General features: G+C 47.3%; 15 protein-coding genes. 7 read left to right on the plus strand and 8 right to left on the minus strand.

Translation table 11 applies throughout. The annotated features are described in order from the left end of the window. Window positions 1-10 precede the first annotated feature (10 nt). From ACU70B_RS11200 to ACU70B_RS11220, 5 genes are all read left to right on the plus strand, one after another. On the plus strand, window positions 11-979 hold the full coding sequence (locus ACU70B_RS11200) for an NAD(P)H-dependent flavin oxidoreductase (protein ID WP_447183622.1): 969 nt from the start codon (window positions 11-13) through the stop codon (window positions 977-979). A gap of 180 nt (window positions 980-1,159) precedes the next feature. Further along, on the plus strand, window positions 1,160-2,968 hold the full coding sequence (gene iorA, locus ACU70B_RS11205) for an indolepyruvate ferredoxin oxidoreductase subunit alpha (protein WP_447183623.1): 1,809 nt from the start codon (window positions 1,160-1,162) through the stop codon (window positions 2,966-2,968). Further along, a complete protein-coding gene (locus tag ACU70B_RS11210) occupies window positions 2,968-3,555 on the plus strand; it encodes an indolepyruvate oxidoreductase subunit beta (RefSeq protein ID WP_447183624.1) in 588 nt (195 codons plus the stop codon). Before iorA ends, ACU70B_RS11210 begins: the two co-directional genes overlap by 1 nt. Then, complete coding sequence (locus ACU70B_RS11215; RefSeq protein WP_447183625.1) at window positions 3,552-4,838, plus strand: phenylacetate--CoA ligase family protein; 1,287 nt, start codon at window positions 3,552-3,554, stop codon at window positions 4,836-4,838. The genes ACU70B_RS11210 and ACU70B_RS11215 overlap by 4 nt, the downstream gene beginning before the upstream one ends. 153 nt (window positions 4,839-4,991) lie before the next feature. Next, the gene (locus tag ACU70B_RS11220; protein ID WP_447183053.1) at window positions 4,992-6,326 is read left to right on the plus strand and encodes an ISNCY family transposase; all 1,335 of its coding nucleotides are present in this window, start codon (window positions 4,992-4,994) and stop codon (window positions 6,324-6,326) included. Window positions 6,327-6,661: 335 nt separating this feature from the next. On the opposite strand, the gene ACU70B_RS11225 is transcribed toward ACU70B_RS11220, so the two are convergent. From ACU70B_RS11225 to ACU70B_RS11260, 8 genes are all read right to left on the minus strand, one after another. After that, the gene (locus tag ACU70B_RS11225; protein WP_447183626.1) at window positions 6,662-7,288 is read right to left on the minus strand and encodes a hypothetical protein; all 627 of its coding nucleotides are present in this window, start codon (window positions 7,286-7,288) and stop codon (window positions 6,662-6,664) included. Further along, a complete protein-coding gene (locus tag ACU70B_RS11230) occupies window positions 7,288-8,142 on the minus strand; it encodes an ATP-binding cassette domain-containing protein (RefSeq protein WP_447183627.1) in 855 nt (284 codons plus the stop codon). The genes ACU70B_RS11225 and ACU70B_RS11230 overlap by 1 nt, the downstream gene beginning before the upstream one ends. Continuing rightward, a complete protein-coding gene (locus tag ACU70B_RS11235) occupies window positions 8,135-10,033 on the minus strand; it encodes a hypothetical protein (protein WP_447183628.1) in 1,899 nt (632 codons plus the stop codon). The genes ACU70B_RS11230 and ACU70B_RS11235 overlap by 8 nt, the downstream gene beginning before the upstream one ends. A gap of 935 nt (window positions 10,034-10,968) precedes the next feature. After that, window positions 10,969-11,397, minus strand: a complete 429-nt coding sequence (locus tag ACU70B_RS11240; protein WP_447183629.1) for a YkvA family protein — start codon at window positions 11,395-11,397, stop codon at window positions 10,969-10,971. Between the two features lie 92 nt (window positions 11,398-11,489). Further along, window positions 11,490-12,626 carry a rod shape-determining protein RodA gene (gene rodA / locus ACU70B_RS11245; protein ID WP_447183630.1) on the minus strand — a complete coding sequence of 379 codons (1,137 nt, stop codon included), beginning with the start codon at window positions 12,624-12,626 and terminating at the stop codon, window positions 11,490-11,492. A gap of 82 nt (window positions 12,627-12,708) precedes the next feature. Next, window positions 12,709-13,191: an ATP-binding protein gene (locus ACU70B_RS11250; RefSeq protein ID WP_447185759.1), complete on the minus strand. Its 483-nt coding sequence runs from the start codon at window positions 13,189-13,191 to the stop codon at window positions 12,709-12,711. Continuing rightward, complete coding sequence (locus tag ACU70B_RS11255; protein WP_447183631.1) at window positions 13,166-13,738, minus strand: histidine kinase dimerization/phospho-acceptor domain-containing protein; 573 nt, start codon at window positions 13,736-13,738, stop codon at window positions 13,166-13,168. Before ACU70B_RS11255 ends, ACU70B_RS11250 begins: the two co-directional genes overlap by 26 nt. Further along, window positions 13,735-14,409, minus strand: coding sequence for a response regulator transcription factor (locus ACU70B_RS11260; protein ID WP_447183632.1), 675 nt, complete (start codon window positions 14,407-14,409; stop codon window positions 13,735-13,737). Before ACU70B_RS11260 ends, ACU70B_RS11255 begins: the two co-directional genes overlap by 4 nt. 176 nt (window positions 14,410-14,585) lie before the next feature. On the opposite strand from ACU70B_RS11260, the gene ACU70B_RS11265 reads away from it, so the two are divergent. Beyond that, a complete protein-coding gene (locus ACU70B_RS11265; RefSeq protein ID WP_447183633.1) occupies window positions 14,586-16,457 on the plus strand; it encodes an ABC transporter permease in 1,872 nt (623 codons plus the stop codon). Between the two features lie 258 nt (window positions 16,458-16,715). After that, complete coding sequence (locus ACU70B_RS11270; RefSeq protein ID WP_447183634.1) at window positions 16,716-17,426, plus strand: Yip1 family protein; 711 nt, start codon at window positions 16,716-16,718, stop codon at window positions 17,424-17,426. Window positions 17,427-17,456: the final 30 nt, after the last annotated feature.

Consider the following 17,456-nt stretch of genomic DNA (forward strand, 5'->3'; position numbering starts at 1 on the left):
GGGGTTTTTATTGAAAACCAGGATAACGGAGTTATTTGGTATCGAGTATCCCATTATATGCGGAGGGATGCTCTGGCTGGCTACTCCCGAGCTCTGTGCCGCTATTTCCAACGCCGGAGGACTGGGCAATATCACTGCCTGTAATTACAACAGCGGTGAAGAATTCAGAGCAGCCATCCATAAGACCCGGGAACTTACCGGCAAACCAATCGGCGTTAACATCACCCTGCTTCCTTCCATGCGTTTCACCGAAGAAATATATGACGATTTTTTTAGAGTTTGTGCCGAGGAAAAAGTTACCGCCATAGAAGTTTCCGGCAAACCAGCGGTAAAATACCTGGATATGTGTCATAAAGCCGGAGTTAAAGTCATGCATAAGGTGGGGGCGGTAAGACATGCTTTAAATATTGAGCGCTACGGTTATGATGCGGTTATAGCTGCCGGTATTGAGGAAGGCGGCCATCCCTTGAATGATGATGTCACCACCATGGTTTTGCTTCCCCGCATTGCTGAAAGTGTAAAGATACCGGTGATAGCAACCGGCGGTATGGCTGACGGGCGCAGCCTGGCGGCGGCCCTGAGCCTGGGAGCGGAAGGGGTCCTGATGGCTACCCGTTTTATAGCTACCCGGGAATGCACAGTTCATCCCCGTATCTGGGAAGAGCTTATTAAACGGGAGGAACATGAGACCACCCTGATATGTAAAAGTGTTGGTCTCCAGGGCCGGGCCTTGAAGAATGACCTCACCCGGCAAATTCTGGACCTGGAAGCCAAAGGGGCTAAAATAGAAGAACTTATTCCCCTGCTGGCCGGGCAGCGCTCCTTTGATGCCTGGCAGACGGGAGAGGTGGAGAATGCACCTCTGATGGTTGGCCAGTCCATCGGCCTGGTAAAAGAGGTAACCACCTGCGGGGAACTGATTCAAGCGATGGTCGGCGATGCCCGGGCTATTTTGGCAAGGAATTTAGCCCGTTTCTAGCGGCTGCGGAACATAAAGTCATTTACAACGTTCGACATCCAATGCTAGAATAAGATCTAGAATAGATGAGTTGAGTTGAGACAGGTACAGATGAGATTAGTTGAGCTGGTTGCGGATAATCGGGCCAGGTCAGCACATTATGTTGACCTGGCCTTTTATTTTATAGGCGAGGTGTAAGAATTGACCAAACAGTTATTACTGGGGAACGAAGCTATCGCCTGGGGAGCCATAGCTGCCGGGGTAAAAGTGGCTACCGCCTATCCGGGCACGCCTTCCACGGAAATCTTCAGCACCTTGGCCGCCCAGGCCAAGCATTACGGTTTTCATGCCGAGTGGTGTGTAAATGAGAAGGTAGCTCTGGAAGTTGCGTACGGATCTGCCATTAGCGGCGCCCGCACCATAGTCACTATGAAACAGGTGGGCTTGAATGTTGCGGCTGACCCTCTCCTGTCCGGCACTTATCTGGGAGTAAAGGGCGGACTGGTTCTGGTAGTGGCTGACGACCCGGGGCCCCATAGCTCCCAGACCGAGCAGGACACCCGGCGGTTTGCCAGTTTTGCCAAGGTTCCGGTACTGGATCCCTCCGATCCCCGGGAAGCCATGGAAATGGTAATCGAAGCCTTTAACCTATCGGAGAAATACCACTTGCCGGTGATACTGCGCCCCACCACCAGGGTATGCCACGTGGGTCAGGATGTGGAACTGCCGGAAATAAATATAAAACAAGCTTCAGCCCACTTTGAAAAAGGCGGAGATTGGGTGATTTTCCCCAGTGTTTCCTATCGCAAACATGGTGAGCTGCTGGAGAGTTTAAAAAATTTGAGCGAGGAATTCGCTGCCTCTCGTTTCAACCAACGGGAAGGTCAGGGCGAATATGCCATCGCCTGTTCCGGGGTAAGCTACCATTATGTCAAAGAAGCCCTTTATCGGCTTAATCTAATAGATAATACTGAGATTTTAAAAATATCCACCCCTTATCCCTTTCCGGAACAACTGGCCGTCAGCTATCTGAAAAAGCATGAGAAGCTGCTGGTGATAGAAGAGCAGGACCCGGTACTGGAGGACGCGATGCTGCGCCTGGCAGGTAAAAACGGCCTGCATGTGCAGTTGAGCGGGAAAAATGATGCCATGGTTCCCGGTATCGGCGAATTAAACGTGGATTTGGTTACAAAGGCCATTGCCGGCTGGTCTGGTAAAAATACCAGCAGCAAAACGGTCATGATTAAACCGGAATTGCCCATACGCAGGCCAATTCTCTGCGCCGGCTGCCCTCACCGGGCTTCCTTTTACGCCATTCGCAAGGCAGCAGGTAAAAAATCGGATGTGGTATTTACCGGTGACATCGGTTGTTACACCCTGGGTATGATGCCGCCGCTATCGGCGGTGGACACCTGCCTGTGCATGGGGGCAGCTATTACCCAGGCTCAGGGCATCGGCCGGGCCGAACCTGGCCGCCGGAGTATCGCCGTTCTGGGCGATTCCACCTTCTTTCACAGCGGTATCCCCGGGGTAATAAATGCCGTTTATAATCAATACCCCCTCACCCTGGTGATAGTCGATAACAGCACCACCGCCATGACCGGTTTTCAACCCCACCCGGGGACCGGGAAAACGGCTACCGGGGAAGCGGTAGCGGCACTCGACCTGCAGCAAGTACTGGCCGGCTGCGGGGTTGCCTCTATTCGCCAGGTTGACCCGGTTAATCTAAAAGAGGCGGAAGCAGCCGTTAAAAACGCTCTGGCCTATGATGGCCCGGCGGTAGTTATAATGAAGCGTGCCTGCGTTAATCTGCCCGAGGTCAAAAATGAAGCCCCGGTGGTAATTGATTTAGAAAAATGCAAAAACTGCGGCCTCTGTGTCACCGAGATAGGTTGTCCGGCTCTGGTGATGGAGGCCGGGCAGCAGCCGCAGGTACTGGAAAGCTGCGCCGGTTGCGGCCTGTGTGTAGAAGTATGCCCCTTTGATGCCATTAAAGGAGGGGAGCGCTAATGGATATAATTATGTGCGGTGTTGGCGGACAGGGAACCGTACTGGCCTCCCGGGTAGTGGGCGAAGCCGCTATCGCTCAGGGCTATGAGGTTCGTACATCCGAAATTATAGGTATGGCCCAGCGGGAAGGCCCGGTGGTATCACAGGTAAGAATCGGTAATGGGCTTGAGGGTCCCCTGATTCCTGACGCTGCTGCCGATTATCTCCTGGGATTCGAGCTGGCAGAGGCAGTGCGTAACCTGGATAAATTAAAGGCTCAAGGCCGGGCCCTGGTAAATACCGCCATGATAGTACCCCCAACCGTTTACCTGGGTATATCCAGTTACAACCGGGAGGAAATGATTGCCTACCTCACGGAGCAGGTTCCGGGAATCGTGTTAATCAACGCCCGGCAACTGGCAGAACAGGCCGGGAATAGCAAGGCACTCAGCGCCGTTATGCTGGGAGCATTTTCAGCATTATGTCCCGATATTGACGAGAGCAGGCTGCTGGAAGAACTCCTGAGCCGTCTGCCCAAAAAGGTACAGGAAGTAAATACCCGGGCCTTTAACCGGGGAAGAGAATATGTGGAGGGAGAGACGAGATGAGCAAGGCAGCGGAAGTTATTGGAGATGAGTATCAACCGGTATTTCTTAAGGAGCGGCAGTCCATTCTCTTGCGGAGATTGATGGAGCGCCTGCAGGAACACTCCTGTTTTTACCGGAAAAAACTGGAGCAGGCGGGAATTAGTTTTGCTGACATCAAAACGGTGGATGATATAAAACACCTGCCCTTTACCGACAAGGAGGAATTGCGGCAGGAGGAAGCTCTGGCCCTGATGGCGGCACCGGAATCAGAAATTGTCCGTATTCATTCTACTTCCGGCACTACCGGCAAACCGGTAGTTGTCCCCTACACCCGCAAGGATGTGGATGATTGGGCGGAAATGATGGAACGCTGCATGCGTATTGTGGGACTCAATAACCGGGACCGGGTCCATATAACTCCCGGATATGGTCTATGGACAGCAGGCATCGGCTTTCAGACCGGATGCGAACGCCTGGGGGCCATGGCAGTACCTATGGGACCGGGCAACACTGATAAGCAGCTGGCTATGCTGGTAGATTTGCAGGCTACGGCACTGATAGGCACGGCCTCTTATGGCCTGCTGCTGGCCGAGGAAGCAAAAAAACGGGGCATCGCGGGCCAGCTTAAGCTGCGCAAGGCCATATTCGGTTCGGAACGCTGGGGAGAGAAGATGCGTACCCGCATGGAAGAGATTCTGGGCCTGGAGAGCTATGATATTTACGGGCTTACCGAGATTTATGGCCCCGGTATCGGTATCGACTGTGATTTGCATTGCGGCATTCACTATTTCCCGGAATATATTTATTGTGAGATAATCGACCCCCAGACCGGCGAGGTTTTACCTCCGGGAGAACTGGGCGAACTGGTTATAACCACTCTGGCCAAGGAAGGAATGCCCCTCCTGCGCTACCGTACCCGTGACCTTACTTATCTGAACCCTGAACCCTGCAAATGTGGCCTGCCCTACCCTCTGATGGGCCGCATCCTTGGGCGCAGTGACGACACCGTCAAGATAAAGGGAGTCAATGTGTATCCCGGCCAGGTGGAAGATGTCATTCGCATGACCCCGGGGTTATCCAGTGAATATCAGATGATAATCGAGCGTGAAGCCGGCAAGGACTCGGTACTCATCCGGGTGGAAGAAGACCCCGAACGGCATAATCCCAAAGTAGGCAAGGAGTTTAAACATAATATTAAAGCGATAATAAATATCATTGCCGACGTGGAAGTAACCCCTTACCAGACCCTGCCCCGCAGTGAGAAGAAAAGCAAACGGGTGTTTGACCGCCGCAACCTGGATTAAAAATCAGAAAACCCTCTGGGAATCATAATGAACCGCTTCCTGTCAAGTAGACAGATGAAAAAAGTGTCGTTAATCAGTGATAATGTCATGGTATAACTCTTCAGGGAAAATGTCATCCCCCAGAAAAGATATAATGGGAGGATGAAATTAGAAATGAGCAAACAAGAAGCAAGAAAAATAACTATCATCGAAGAACTGTTGGCAGGCCGGTTTACAAATAAGCAGGCTGCAGAGCTTTTAGACCTCAGTGTAAGACAAGTACAGCGGATGAAAGCGGAGGCATCCGCAAATGGGGTTATAAGTATTTTGCATAAGAATAGAGGACGGAAACCGGCTAATGCATTGGATCCTGAAGTTGCTGAAAAAATCTGCCGAATTTATCAAACGGAGTTGTCCGGATATAATTTTTGTCATGCTACCGATGTGCTTGCTGAAGATAAAGATATTTTTGTTTCGGTAAGCACTGTCTCAAGGTATCTTAGGGCCAGTGGTATTCGCTCTCCAAAGGCCAAGCGCAGACCCAAGAAACATCGTTCCAGAAATGCCCGGGAGCGCGAGGGTGAAATGATTCAGATGGATGCTTCCAGCTTTGATTGGCTTGGCAATGGTTCCTACTTGCACCTGCACGGTGCGGTTGACGATGCCACTGGTCGTATCCTGGCTCTTCATTTCGAAAAGGAAGAAACCTTTGAAGGTTATTGTGAACTGATGTTTCAGATGAATCAGAATGGGCACCTGCCAAGAGAAATCTACACTGATGGCAGAACCGTTTTTGTTTATAACAGCAAAAAGAAAAAGGAATTAACCCTTGAAGAAGAATTGGCCGGCAAAGTGGAAAAGCAGACTAACTTTGCCAGAGCCCTTAAAGAACTCAACATCCTGTTAATCATTGCCCGGTCTGCTCAGGCTAAAGGTGGTATTGAAAGGCTCTGGGAGACTTTACAGGACCGTTTGGCGAAAGATATGCAGCGTAAAGGAATTTCTTCTATCGAACAGGCTAATGATTTCCTAAAGCATTATATTCCCTACTACAACCGTAAATTCGCCGTCCAGGCTGCCAGCCCGGAAAAGGCCTATTTGCCTAAGCAAGATATGTCTGCATTGCAGTTGATTTTTGCCAAGCATGTAACAAGAAAAATCGATTCAGGGCTTTCCTTTTCCTTTGAGAACCATAAATACCGTCTGCCTGCCAAGGTGGAAAATATAAAAGTCCCTGCATCCCCTCATGATACGATTACTGTAGCAACCAGTAAGCATATCGGAATGCAGGTCCTTTACAAAGGCCTCGTTATTAAACCCGAATTGCTCAAAACTCAGCCCAAGGAAAGTATAGTACAAATACCTCAGCAGGACAATTCCTTGAATAGCCTGCCGGCTCAGCCCAAAATCAAGCCAAAGAACAAATCACCTTGGTTCGCATATAGTGAAATCTTCTATTCTAAGAGCCGCAGCAGGGATGACATTTCTGCTGCTGAGTTATCTAGGTAAAGGGGTGACATTTTCCCTGACCATTGACAGTAGACAGATGAAAAAAGAATAACCTTTTTCTGGGCTCCGTCAATAACGGGGCCCAGTTTTTTAGGCTGCATTTCGAACAACTGACGGTAGGTCATCAGAGGTAGTTTGTTCAGTCTCCTTTGCCGGCGTTCAGTTCATCTGTCAGACGCCGATATCCATATATCCCGTTGAACTCGGCGTAGAGATAACCAAGCTTGTGAAGAAGGTGAAAAATTGGAAAAGATTTATCAAACGGAGCTTGGCATAGGTGAGGCAATTGAAGATTGCAAAAAGCGCATATCTTTCCCTATAGACTGTTTATGAACTTAAATACTGTTTTTATACAAGCGTTTCTCCATATGATAGCCGGCGTATAAAAGAATTAAAGCGGTGATAAAAACAAAAACAGATTTATCCAAGCTGCCGGCATTGCCTAATCCTTCTACAAAAATATTTAAAGGAGAATAACCTCCCGCCAGCATAAATACCAAGCTGTAGGTAAAGTTGGTTATCAGCGGGACAAAGGTGTTTAAAAGCAAAATAGCCAGAAAATATGCCAGGGCGGTTAGAAACACGCTTTGAATGATTACCGCAATAAACAAAAACCAAACAAAATCATAAAGAAAGGCGGCGGCCAAAAACACTACCAAGATATGCAAGACATATAAAACCCATAAGATGATAGTTTTCCTCAGAAGGCTATCCCGGCTTTGTTTATATACAAAAAGCAATTCCTTGCCGGGCGAGTTAAGGTAATCCTTTAAGATAAAAAGCGTCCACCAGGGGGCAAAACAAGGGATATATAGCTGACATATAACAGTAAAAGACGGGAAAGGATCACCGGCTTTTTTTAATGTGGCGATAACTGTCAGAGGTACCAATACAAAAAGAACGATAATAGGAATATAATAATAAAACCGCAGGTTCTTCAGTTCAAGATATAACCTTCGCACTATGCCAACCCCTTAACCAAGCACATATAGCCATCTTCAAGGCTGGGCTCTTCGCCGGGAAAAGCCTGCTTATCCCGAGCCAGTATCCTATGATAGACCGTTCCCCTTACTTCGTTTATCTTAAGACTGAAATTATCCCCTGCAATGGCGGCCAAATCAGTCTCCTTTACCTGGTATACTTTATTCAGGGCGATATTTTTTAATTCTGCACAAGACCCGTTGAACAATAATTGTCCCTCGTCAATAACGATGACGTTATCACAGCAGGCATCGACATCCTCCACAATGTGGGTGGAGATTAGTATCGTTTTATTCTTTTCTTGCTTCAGGCAGCTTATCGTGTTCTTGAACCGGGCTCGCTCACTGGGATCAAGCCCGGCTGTAGGTTCATCCAGCAGCATAACTTTGGTATCTCCCATAATAGCCTGAGCAATTCCGGCCCTTCTCAGCATGCCGCCTGATAATGTTTTAACCCGCTCCCCGGCCTTATCCGCCAGATTGACGCTCTCAAGCGCCCTGGCTATTGCGCCGGGGCATTGGCTGGAGGCTATGTTCTTTAAGGAACATATGTAATCCATCATTTCGTACAGAGAGAGCTCCTGGAACATACCGAAAGCTTGGGGCAGGTAACCCAGGCCGTGGTGAAAGCTTTTGGATTTATATATCGGTTCGTCGTAGTATAATACTTCCCCTTGCTGAGGTTCGAATAGGCCTGCCATACAGCGCAGCAGGGTGGTTTTGCCGGCGCCGTTGGCCCCCAGCAGCCCATAAACCCCCTTATCCAATACGAGATTTATGGAGTGAAGCACCTTTTTACGCTGAAAACCCTTGCTTAAGTTTTTAACTTTAATCATCTTTCATTTCCTCCCCGATGATGCTTTTGACCAATTCCCAAAAATCTTGCGTGCTTCCCGAAGTGTAATAATCATAAAAAATGCGGAAGTTCTCTGCTTTGTGCGGCGATTGATAAAACAAGTATAAAGCCGCTTTATCGTTGATGTCGGAGACTAATTCAAACATACGCCTTTCATCAGTATCAAAAGCGTCTTTTTCTTGTTCAGTCATACTTTTATATTGTTCGTTATTTACATCCTGACATTTTGCTTTAAGATACTGCCATTCGTCTATCTCTTGCAGGAACTGCTGCAAATCCACGGATTTTTTAAATACAGGATCAGTCATGTCTTTCTGGTTAAAAAGATAGGATAAGTAGTCGTACTCTAAGCGGTATGAGGTAGATGGGGGCTTAATTATGGACTGCATAATGCTTCTAGCTACTTGCGGGCCGTTAGCACAATGAACAGCTGTAATATGGTCACTCATAACGACAGCTGCCTCTATACCGGAGTTTAATGTAAAATTACCAGGTACTTGAAAAAGTTTCTTGCCCGCTAAATGTTTCAGCGCTTCCGGTTCGGGCCGTTCCAAACGCTTAAAAATGTCAGAAAGGATTTGCTCCGCTTCAGGTATAGTCTGCTTTTGAGGTAAATCGCTGCGCATCGGTTCGGCATATATGTTATTCGCTATCTCATCATACATACCGGCAAACAACGATAATCCGTTGGTTTTTCCATTAAAGGCATTCTTGCTTCCGGGCAGATTACAAAACACTTCCAGATCCGAGTGAACCTTCACCTCATACCGGCTTTCGTTGGGGGAGAGATTGATGACATAGGCGGACTGCCCTGTATCCCATATATTGGATTTGCCGGCTTTGGGATAGTAGGCAAAATACCCCGGCAAGGTTATGGCCTGCCGATTGGCATAGTATTTCGGTGATTTGCCATGATACTCAAAGATAAGGCGGTCTGCGCCTTTCAAGCTGCCTACACTGATGTAATCACCCTCACGTTTGAACGGGATAGCTCCTTTTTCAGTGCGAACATGGTCCAGTATATAGCCGCGATAAAGAGTAAATTCATACCGGTCCCGATCACGATCATCGACAGCAACTTTCACTATGGCATGCAGTTCATTGCTCACCGTCAAATCCATATCATATTTATTAATGTTAAATCCGGCTTTATGTCCCCGGTAATCGACCTCCGGTCTATCCTGGTAATAAAGCATATCACTATAAGGATAGGAATCGTTTCGCAAATCCATTATTAAAGTAGATCCTCTGAAAGAAAACAAAACGACACCCAGTACCAGCACCAGGCCAGCCGTAGCTGTAAGTGCTTTCTTTGCTTTAGGACCGAAGCATTCGCTCATTATCAGAATAAAAGGGAATACGATCCAAAATACTGCTGATATCCACCTGGCCGGCTCCATCGGCAAGCCATAAATCGGATCAATAGCAAAATTACTGCCTAACTGGTGGGGAACTAATGTAAAAAAATCTTTAATGCCAAAAAGCGCTTTCTCGAACGAGTAAGAGTTTAGAAGCATATATGATATATGGAAAAAAAGGCTTGAGGTGAAAGTAGTGTTTATCAGTATAAAAAGGACCGTAAGACTATATACCGCCAATCTATTGTCTTTTAGCTTGGCGGCCATTACTGTTCCCAACATGATGCCGGCAATCAATGACAGCCCGATATAAAGCAGGGATACCTTGAACAGATGGGCCAGAAATGGATAATATTGAACATCAATATAATAATAAAAGAACAGGATAAAAAGCAAAAACAGTATGGCCGGTATGGCAGCCAAAGTTAATAAGCACAGAATGATGGCGCTATAAGCCTGCCATAATCCCTGCCGGTATGTTTGGAAGTACTCAGCCATATTATTTTCATACATTTTGATAGTCAGCTCGTAGCTGAAATATATGAAGCAGGCAATTAAAAAAACACAGGGGATCACTAACCAACGAATCGTCATGAATATATTATGAAATTCTATGTATTGAAGAAAACGGAGGGCAGTATACACCGATAATATTGCCAGCACGACCAAATACGGAACAATAAGGTTTCTGCTCCGCAAGAATATCAGCATGGTTTTTTTATACAATTTCCTCAATCGGCTCCCACCTTATTACCAAAGTAAATTATAGGGGTATAGGGTAATACCCCTATAATTTCAAATCAGATGTTGATATATCTGTGGTAGGGTCTCAGGTACTGAATTTTCATTATTGCGGTTAGGTTATTACCCCAACATTAATTGTTTCTTACGGTAGCATAACCTTTGCAGTGTGCCAATTCATCTGGATTGAGTGTAACCCTCCATAATAAGTTACCTGATCTAGATGATGATAAATTACCAGTGCCGCCTTTCTGCATGGCTGTTATTGCCATTTTTTTCTCTCCTTATCTAATTCTATATCTTTTACCTTTTTCCGAAAGACATCATTGCGGTATTTTAGCTTATTTTTTTAGTTTTTTTATGATTTGGATATACTGCATATAGTAAATACAAAAACCGTTTTTAGTCCGAAAGAAACTACGCCAAATACTTTTCCTTCTGGTTGCATTTACCAGATGGTATTAAATGCCGAAGGAAAAATCCTTACCGAAGTTGAGCGCCTTCGGGCAGAGAACAGGATGCTCAAAGCCGGGACGAGCAACTACGAACGCCGGCAAAGGAGACTGAACAAACTACCTCCGATGACCTACCGTCAGTTGTTCGAAATGCAGCCTAAAAAAACTGGACCCCGTCTTACGGAGCCCAGCGAAATGGTTTCTTTTTTCATCTGTCTACTTGACAGGGAGCGGTTCATATTATAATCAAGCTTAACCCTTTACTTCGTATTCCACATCGGTATAACCCCGGGGACGGGATTTTCTGACCAATTTGCGGTAAACTCCCTGGGGAACAAACTGCACTGCCAGATCAATTATACTTTCCATCAGTCCCAGCAGGTCTTCATCCCCATCCCAGTATGACAACAGGGTATCATGGCTGACACTGTCCATCAGTCTTTTTAAAACCAGGGCTATCAGCAGGAGATCGTCCAATTGCCCCAGGAAAGGCACGACATCGGGGAGAAAATCCCAGGGGGAAAGCACATAAGCTGCCGTTCCCAGCAATAGAGCCCGGTCAGTCTTGCTCACATTGGGGTCCTGAACCAGCCGGTAGATAAGTTTGAGAAAATTGGGTATAAACAAAAGGCTTTCCTTTAAAGTTGTCATAGCAGCACTGCGATTCTCATCTGTACTCATACCGCACCCCCTAAAAAGTCCTGGGTTTGATTTTAGCACCCAGTTAACGACGTAATGTCTTTTCAGCACCCTAACATAGTATGGCTCAATAATTAGAATACTATTTTCTTACCCCGGATATTTACATTTAAAACAATGCCCACCGCAATTAAATTGGTTAACATGGAGCTTCCTCCATAGCTTAGAAACGGCAGTGGTATCCCGGTTACCGGCATCAGTCCAATCGACATGCCGATGCTCTCAAAAATATGGAACAGCCACATGGCAGTTATCCCTAATACCATCAGGGTACCATAGAGCTCTTTGGCATTATAGCTGATATTGATAGCCCTTAATATCAAGATGCCATAAAGTATGATAACGAAAGCAGCACCGACAAATCCCAGTTCTTCACCTATAACCGCATAAATAAAATCAGTATGGTGCTCGGGCAGGAAGTTCAGCTGTACCTGGGTACCGTGAAACAGGCCCTTGCCGGTCAGCCCGCCGGAGCCAATCGCAACCAGGGACTGAATAGTGTTCCATCCCGGCCCTCTTCCTCCCTGGCCATCATTGTAGGGGTCCAGGAATACTATCAGCCGTTTTATCTGGTAATCTTCCAGAGGCAGGGGCAGCCCGAGATGAACATGGGCCAGGAACAGCAGCACGGTAAGCAGTATGCCTGAAAACAGCAGCGTGAGCAGTATTTTGGGATTAGCTCCGGCAATATACATCATTACCAGGGTGATAGCTATGTAGACCAGAGCTGTGCCCAGATCAGGCTGCATTAAAATAAGCAGAAACGGCAGACCCATAAAGGCAAAGCAAGGAAGCATCTGCGCCAGGGTACTGAGTTCCCCTTTCCTGCTATTCAGGAAATCGGCAAATGCCAATATCAAAAGGACTTTGGTAAATTCCGCCGGCTGCACGGCCGGCAGCGGCCCGACGCTGATCCATCCGGTCGTTCCCCGCACTTCTTCCCCCAGTACCAGAACCACAATCAGCATAAGAATCGCCAAGCCGTACAAAAACCAGCTGTAGCGCTTAAGTTCAATATATTCATAGCGCAGGATAATTATTATGGCCAGAACACCCAAAGCTATGGAAGTTATCTGCTTCTTTAAATAAAAATAGGGATCGCTGGAAATGCTGCTGCTGGCACTGGTCAGTACCACCAACCCAAAGACCAGCAGGATTAAAAGGGTTATAACATAGGTCTTATCTATAAACTTCAGACGTTTGATTTCCAATTCTCCGTACCTCCCTGTACATTATAAAGCTTACGAAAATAAAGTGTCCAGCTTGCAAGTTCAGGCAGGTATGATGAATTTTTTAGTTCAGCCGGTAGTAATCCCGCAGGCGGGGAAAGCATATGCTCATCCTGGTATATTTCCCAAATTCAGACTCTATCGACATTTCATGGCCCAGCTTGCGGGCCAGGCTTCGGGCCAGGTACAAACCCATCCCGGTGGACTTGCCGGAGCTCCTGCCATTGTGACCGGTAAATCCCCGCTCAAAAACCCGTTCGATGTCTTCGGGCTTGATGCCGACCCCGTTGTCGGTAATGACCAGCCTCTTCCCCTCCGTATCGGCCTCAGCTTGAATCCGGATTAGGCCTCCTTCCGGGGTGTACTTGAGGGAATTGCTTATAACCTGACCTAGAATGAACAAGAGCCATTTGCGGTCAGTCAGTACCGTGACATCAAAATCATCTATGTCGACGCGAATTTTTTTGCTGATAAAAATGCGGGCATGATTTTTTACCAGTTCAGTTACCAGAGGCCTTAACTCATATTCCTGGGATAAAATAATCACGGGCAAAATCGTCCATCCGGGCGTAGTAGAGAACCTGCTCCACCATACCATCCATGCGGCTCACTTCTTCTTCCAGGCTGTCCAGGAGCCCATCAGGGCAACTGCCCCGGCTGTTCTCAATGAGCAGATGGCTGGTTGCCAGCGGGGTTTTGATTTCATGCACCCAGCTATTTATAAACTCCAGATTCTCCTTGCGCCGGGTATTAAGCCCCTCCAGCTCTCTCCTTTGCCCGGCATAAACCTTTTCCAGCAGTTGCCGGAACAGTTTTTGTTCGAAGCTACCCGGAGTTGGCAGGCTATGGGCTGCCTCTGCCGTGTTCTCCTCAAGGCTCCTGCTGATTTGACGGTAAAATTGCCGCCTGAACCCGTAGCCGCCCAGAAGATAAACTATAAACGAAAATAGTGCCACACTGTTGATATATAGAATATTATCGGCACTTACCCTTCTCGCGGGGTCGAGGGCAATTACCGCCGTAACAAATGACATCAACAGCAGATAATAGAGAATAGAATACCGGCGGTCCAGCAAATACTCGTACAGCCTCATGGAATGATATACCCCTGCCCCTTCCTGGTGTCAATAAAATCATTAAGACCAATCGCCATCAGTTTGCGGCGCAGGCGGTTGATGTTGACGGTAAGCGTATTGTCGTCAACAAAACTTTCATCCTCCCACAAGCCCCGCATTAATTGGTCGCGGCTGACCACCCGCCCCTGGCTTTTCATCAGCATATAAGCTATCTTGAACTCATTGCGGGTCAATTCCACTGCTTCCTCCTGGTAGCGCAGATGATTATCCTTCAAGTTTAATACCACCCCCCGGTACTCGACGGCCATAACTTCAGCATCAGCGTAAGAGTAGGTCCGGCGCAGGAGGGCATTGATCTTGGCCATCAATACCTCCAGGGAAAAGGGTTTTATAATATAGTCGTCACCGCCCATATTAACGGCCATGATGATATCCATATCGCTGTCCCGGGATGATATAAACAGCACCGGAACTTTGGAAAGCTCCCTGATCTTGCTGCACCAGTAAAAGCCGTCATAAGCAGGCAGATTGATATCCATCAAAACCAGATGGGGCTCAAAGCGCAGGAAGTCCTGCAAAAGCAGCTGAAAATCCTCTGCCGCCCATCCCTCAAAACCCCATTTATTAAGGTTCTCCAGGATAAGGCGGCGCAGCTTGGGATCATCTTCGACCAACATAATTTTAAACATCACCAAGTCCCCTGTTCGCTTCCAGGCAAAAATCCATATTACTAGTTATAGTCTGCCTATTTACTACTATTAAAATAGCAAATAATCAGCCTGTTGTGAGCTCGTCCGCGGCGGAACCCGCAAGGATTTCTTCCATAAAATTCTGGATGTACTGGCCGTGATGGGAGGGGATAACCGTGACTTTATTTGATTTGACCTTGCGCAATATTAAAAAGAACTTTCAAACCTATTTTCTCTATTTCATATCCATGGTCTTCAGTATCCTGGTTTTTTATATGTTCAATTCCATTGACTATAATGAACAGATTGCTCATGCCGTGGGAAACAAGATGAATTTTCTCCTCTCCTTCGGTTCGGTCTTGACCGCAATATTCTCGGCCATTTTTATGGGCTATTCCAATGCCTTTTTCACCCGTCGGCGCAAGAAGGAGATCGGGCTTTATACTCTTCTTGGCCTGCAGCGAAGGCAGGTAGCCCGAATGCTCTTTTATGAAAACCTGGTGATGGGCCTGGCAGCCCTGGGCGCAGGCATTTTCCTGGGAGCAGTCTTTTCCAAGCTTTTTGCCATGCTGTTGCTCAGCCTGATGGGCCACTATGTCCAGGTCGACTTTTTTATCTCCCCCCGCGCCGCGCTTAACACGGTGGCAGTCTTCCTGCTGCTGTTCCTGGCCATCTCCTGGCATGCCCGCCGCATCATTTACCGTTTCCAGCTGGTAGAGCTGTTTCGGGCTGAACAGTTGGGAGAAAGCCAACCCCGCAGTTCAGTGATGCTGGCCCTCTTGTCTATACTGTTGATTGCCGGAGGCTATATAGTTGCCTTAAATCCACATCTGGTGCTTATATTTCCGGTCTACGCCGTGGCAGTACTGGGGCTGGTCATCAGCGGAACCTTCGCCCTGTTTAAGTCATTTTCGGTTTTTGCCCTGCAGCGGGTGCGCCGTAACCAATCTTATTACTATCGGGGAATGAATCTCATCAGTACCTCCAATCTTTTATACCGGATTAAAAGCAATGCCAACATGCTGGCGACCATTGCCGTTTTAAGTGCTACCACCCTCACCGCTGTCGGCATGAGCTACAGCTTTTACTTCGGGTTGAAAGAGGAACTGCCGGATTATTTACCTTTCAGTTATGTTTATAGAGAAAGCAAAACTAATCAGGATAGCCGGGTGGATGCTGCTATTGCCCGCTATCCCCAGCACAGGATGGTGGCTGATGTGAAACTGCCCTATCTGCAATTCAGGGGTAAGATATCCGGCCCGGAAGGCTTTCACCGTAATGCCCAGATTATTTCAGAGAGTTCTTATCGGGAACTAATGAGAGCACGTGGTCTAAAACCAGATATCCGGCTTAATTCTGGTGAAGCTGTCCTTTTTGAAAGGGCCAATGCTTCCTGTATGCAGGGCCGCAATTTTATCGTTACCGATGATAGTCGGATCAAACAGAAAATGAATATTACTGAAGCCAGGTCCTATTTACTTATGAACACGATGTTCTTTACCCTGGTAGTAAGCGATGAGGATTTTACCCGGATGGCCGGTGCCCGGGAACCAGTCATAATAAGAGGCATTGTGGTGGATAAAGCAGGAGACAGCGCAGAACTTAGCCGGGATTTGGAGCAGAACTTCGATTTGCTGTCTTCTTATTACAGCACATATAAAGAACAACTTGAAGCCAGCGGCATGATGATGTTCGTCGGAGCTTTCCTGGGACTGGTTTTCCTCCTGGCTACCGGCAGTATCATCTATTTCCGGCAATTAAACGAAGCCGGCAAGGAGCAGATGAACTATGCAATCCTGCGTAAGATCGGAGTCAAGCGCCAGGAAATCCATGCCTCCATATCCCGCCAGGTTATGGTGATTTTCCTGTTTCCTTTGCTGGTCGGAACTGCCCACGCATTTACCGCCTTATCGGCTCTGGGTATTCTACTCTATAAGGACCTGACCATGCCTACAGTAATTACGATTGCAGTCTATACCCTGATTTACTTGCTCTACTATCTGCTTACCGTTCACTCCTATAACAACCTGGTTAATGCTCATGAATGAGATTATTAATTATTACAGTTAAAGAGGTTGCATAAATCCCCCCATTCCAGGCAACTTGAATGGGGGTTGGAATTCTCTGTACGGCAAGGCTAGCTAAAAATAGGAATATCAGGGCTAATTTATTTCCATTGAAGCAGGAATTATTATCCTATATGCAAGAATTAATATATCAGACCCGTAGACTGAAAAGGGGGTTGAAGCAACCTTTCCTGTCAACGGAGGTTGATGGTTTGCCAAAAACCAAAAAGGGGGATTAATATGGAATTGGAACTTAATAATGAAAACCTGTCCCTGGGGCAGCGATTGTCCCGTATTTTTACCAGCCCGAGCAGTGTTTTTACAGACCTGGAACGCAATCATTCCTGGCTCGCTACTTTATTAATAATCGCAGGTGTCAGCCTGGCCGCTACCCTGCCCCTGCTCTCCAAGATTAAAGACTACGGGATTATACAGCTGCAGCAGATGGCCAATAATCCAGCTTTATCCAATCCGGAAGCCCTTGCTACAGCATCCAAGGTGACGGTTATTGCAACCGTAGTGGGTGCAGTACTGGCACCTTTACTTTTTGCATTAATAATGGCTTTATTGCTGAAGTTGTTTAATGCATTTGCCGGAGATAAGATACAGTACCGCAAGCTGTTTGCAGTCTGTGTCTATGCCTACCTCCCTATGCTGCTGTCTTTCCTGATAAAGTTGGGACTGGGTCTGACAACCCCGGTAGAAAGCTTCGGCAATGTCTGCACCAGCCTTTATCTCTTGTTCCCTCCTGATTCCCATAGTTTTGCGGCCATGCTGGCATCCCAGATCGACCCCTTCATGCTATGGAGCCTTTACCTGACCGCCCTGGGAGGAGCTATCCTGATGAAAAGCAAAATCAAGAAGGTAGGCCTCTACGTTTTCCTGGTATGGCTGGTTTACGCTCTGGGTACCAGCTATTATAGTGCAGCAAAAATGAGCGCTATGATCTAGCTACTATTCCAAACAATAATGACGGCAAGG

The organism is Syntrophomonas curvata (assembly GCF_052976825.1).

Coding starts and splice junctions, on each gene's coding strand:
- ACU70B_RS11210 (WP_447183624.1), top strand. CDS start 2,968: ATGGATATAATTATGTGCGGTGTTGGCGGACAGGGAACCGTACTGGCC.
- ACU70B_RS11215 (WP_447183625.1), top strand. CDS start 3,552: ATGAGCAAGGCAGCGGAAGTTATTGGAGATGAGTATCAACCGGTATTT.
- ACU70B_RS11220 (WP_447183053.1), top strand. CDS start 4,992: ATGAGCAAACAAGAAGCAAGAAAAATAACTATCATCGAAGAACTGTTG.
- ACU70B_RS11230 (WP_447183627.1), bottom strand. CDS start 8,142: ATGATTAAAGTTAAAAACTTAAGCAAGGGTTTTCAGCGTAAAAAGGTG.
- ACU70B_RS11235 (WP_447183628.1), bottom strand. CDS start 10,033: ATGTATGAAAATAATATGGCTGAGTACTTCCAAACATACCGGCAGGGA.
- ACU70B_RS11240 (WP_447183629.1), bottom strand. CDS start 11,397: ATGAGTACAGATGAGAATCGCAGTGCTGCTATGACAACTTTAAAGGAA.
- ACU70B_RS11255 (WP_447183631.1), bottom strand. CDS start 13,738: ATGAGGCTGTACGAGTATTTGCTGGACCGCCGGTATTCTATTCTCTAT.
- ACU70B_RS11260 (WP_447183632.1), bottom strand. CDS start 14,409: ATGTTTAAAATTATGTTGGTCGAAGATGATCCCAAGCTGCGCCGCCTT.
- ACU70B_RS11270 (WP_447183634.1), top strand. CDS start 16,716: ATGGAATTGGAACTTAATAATGAAAACCTGTCCCTGGGGCAGCGATTG.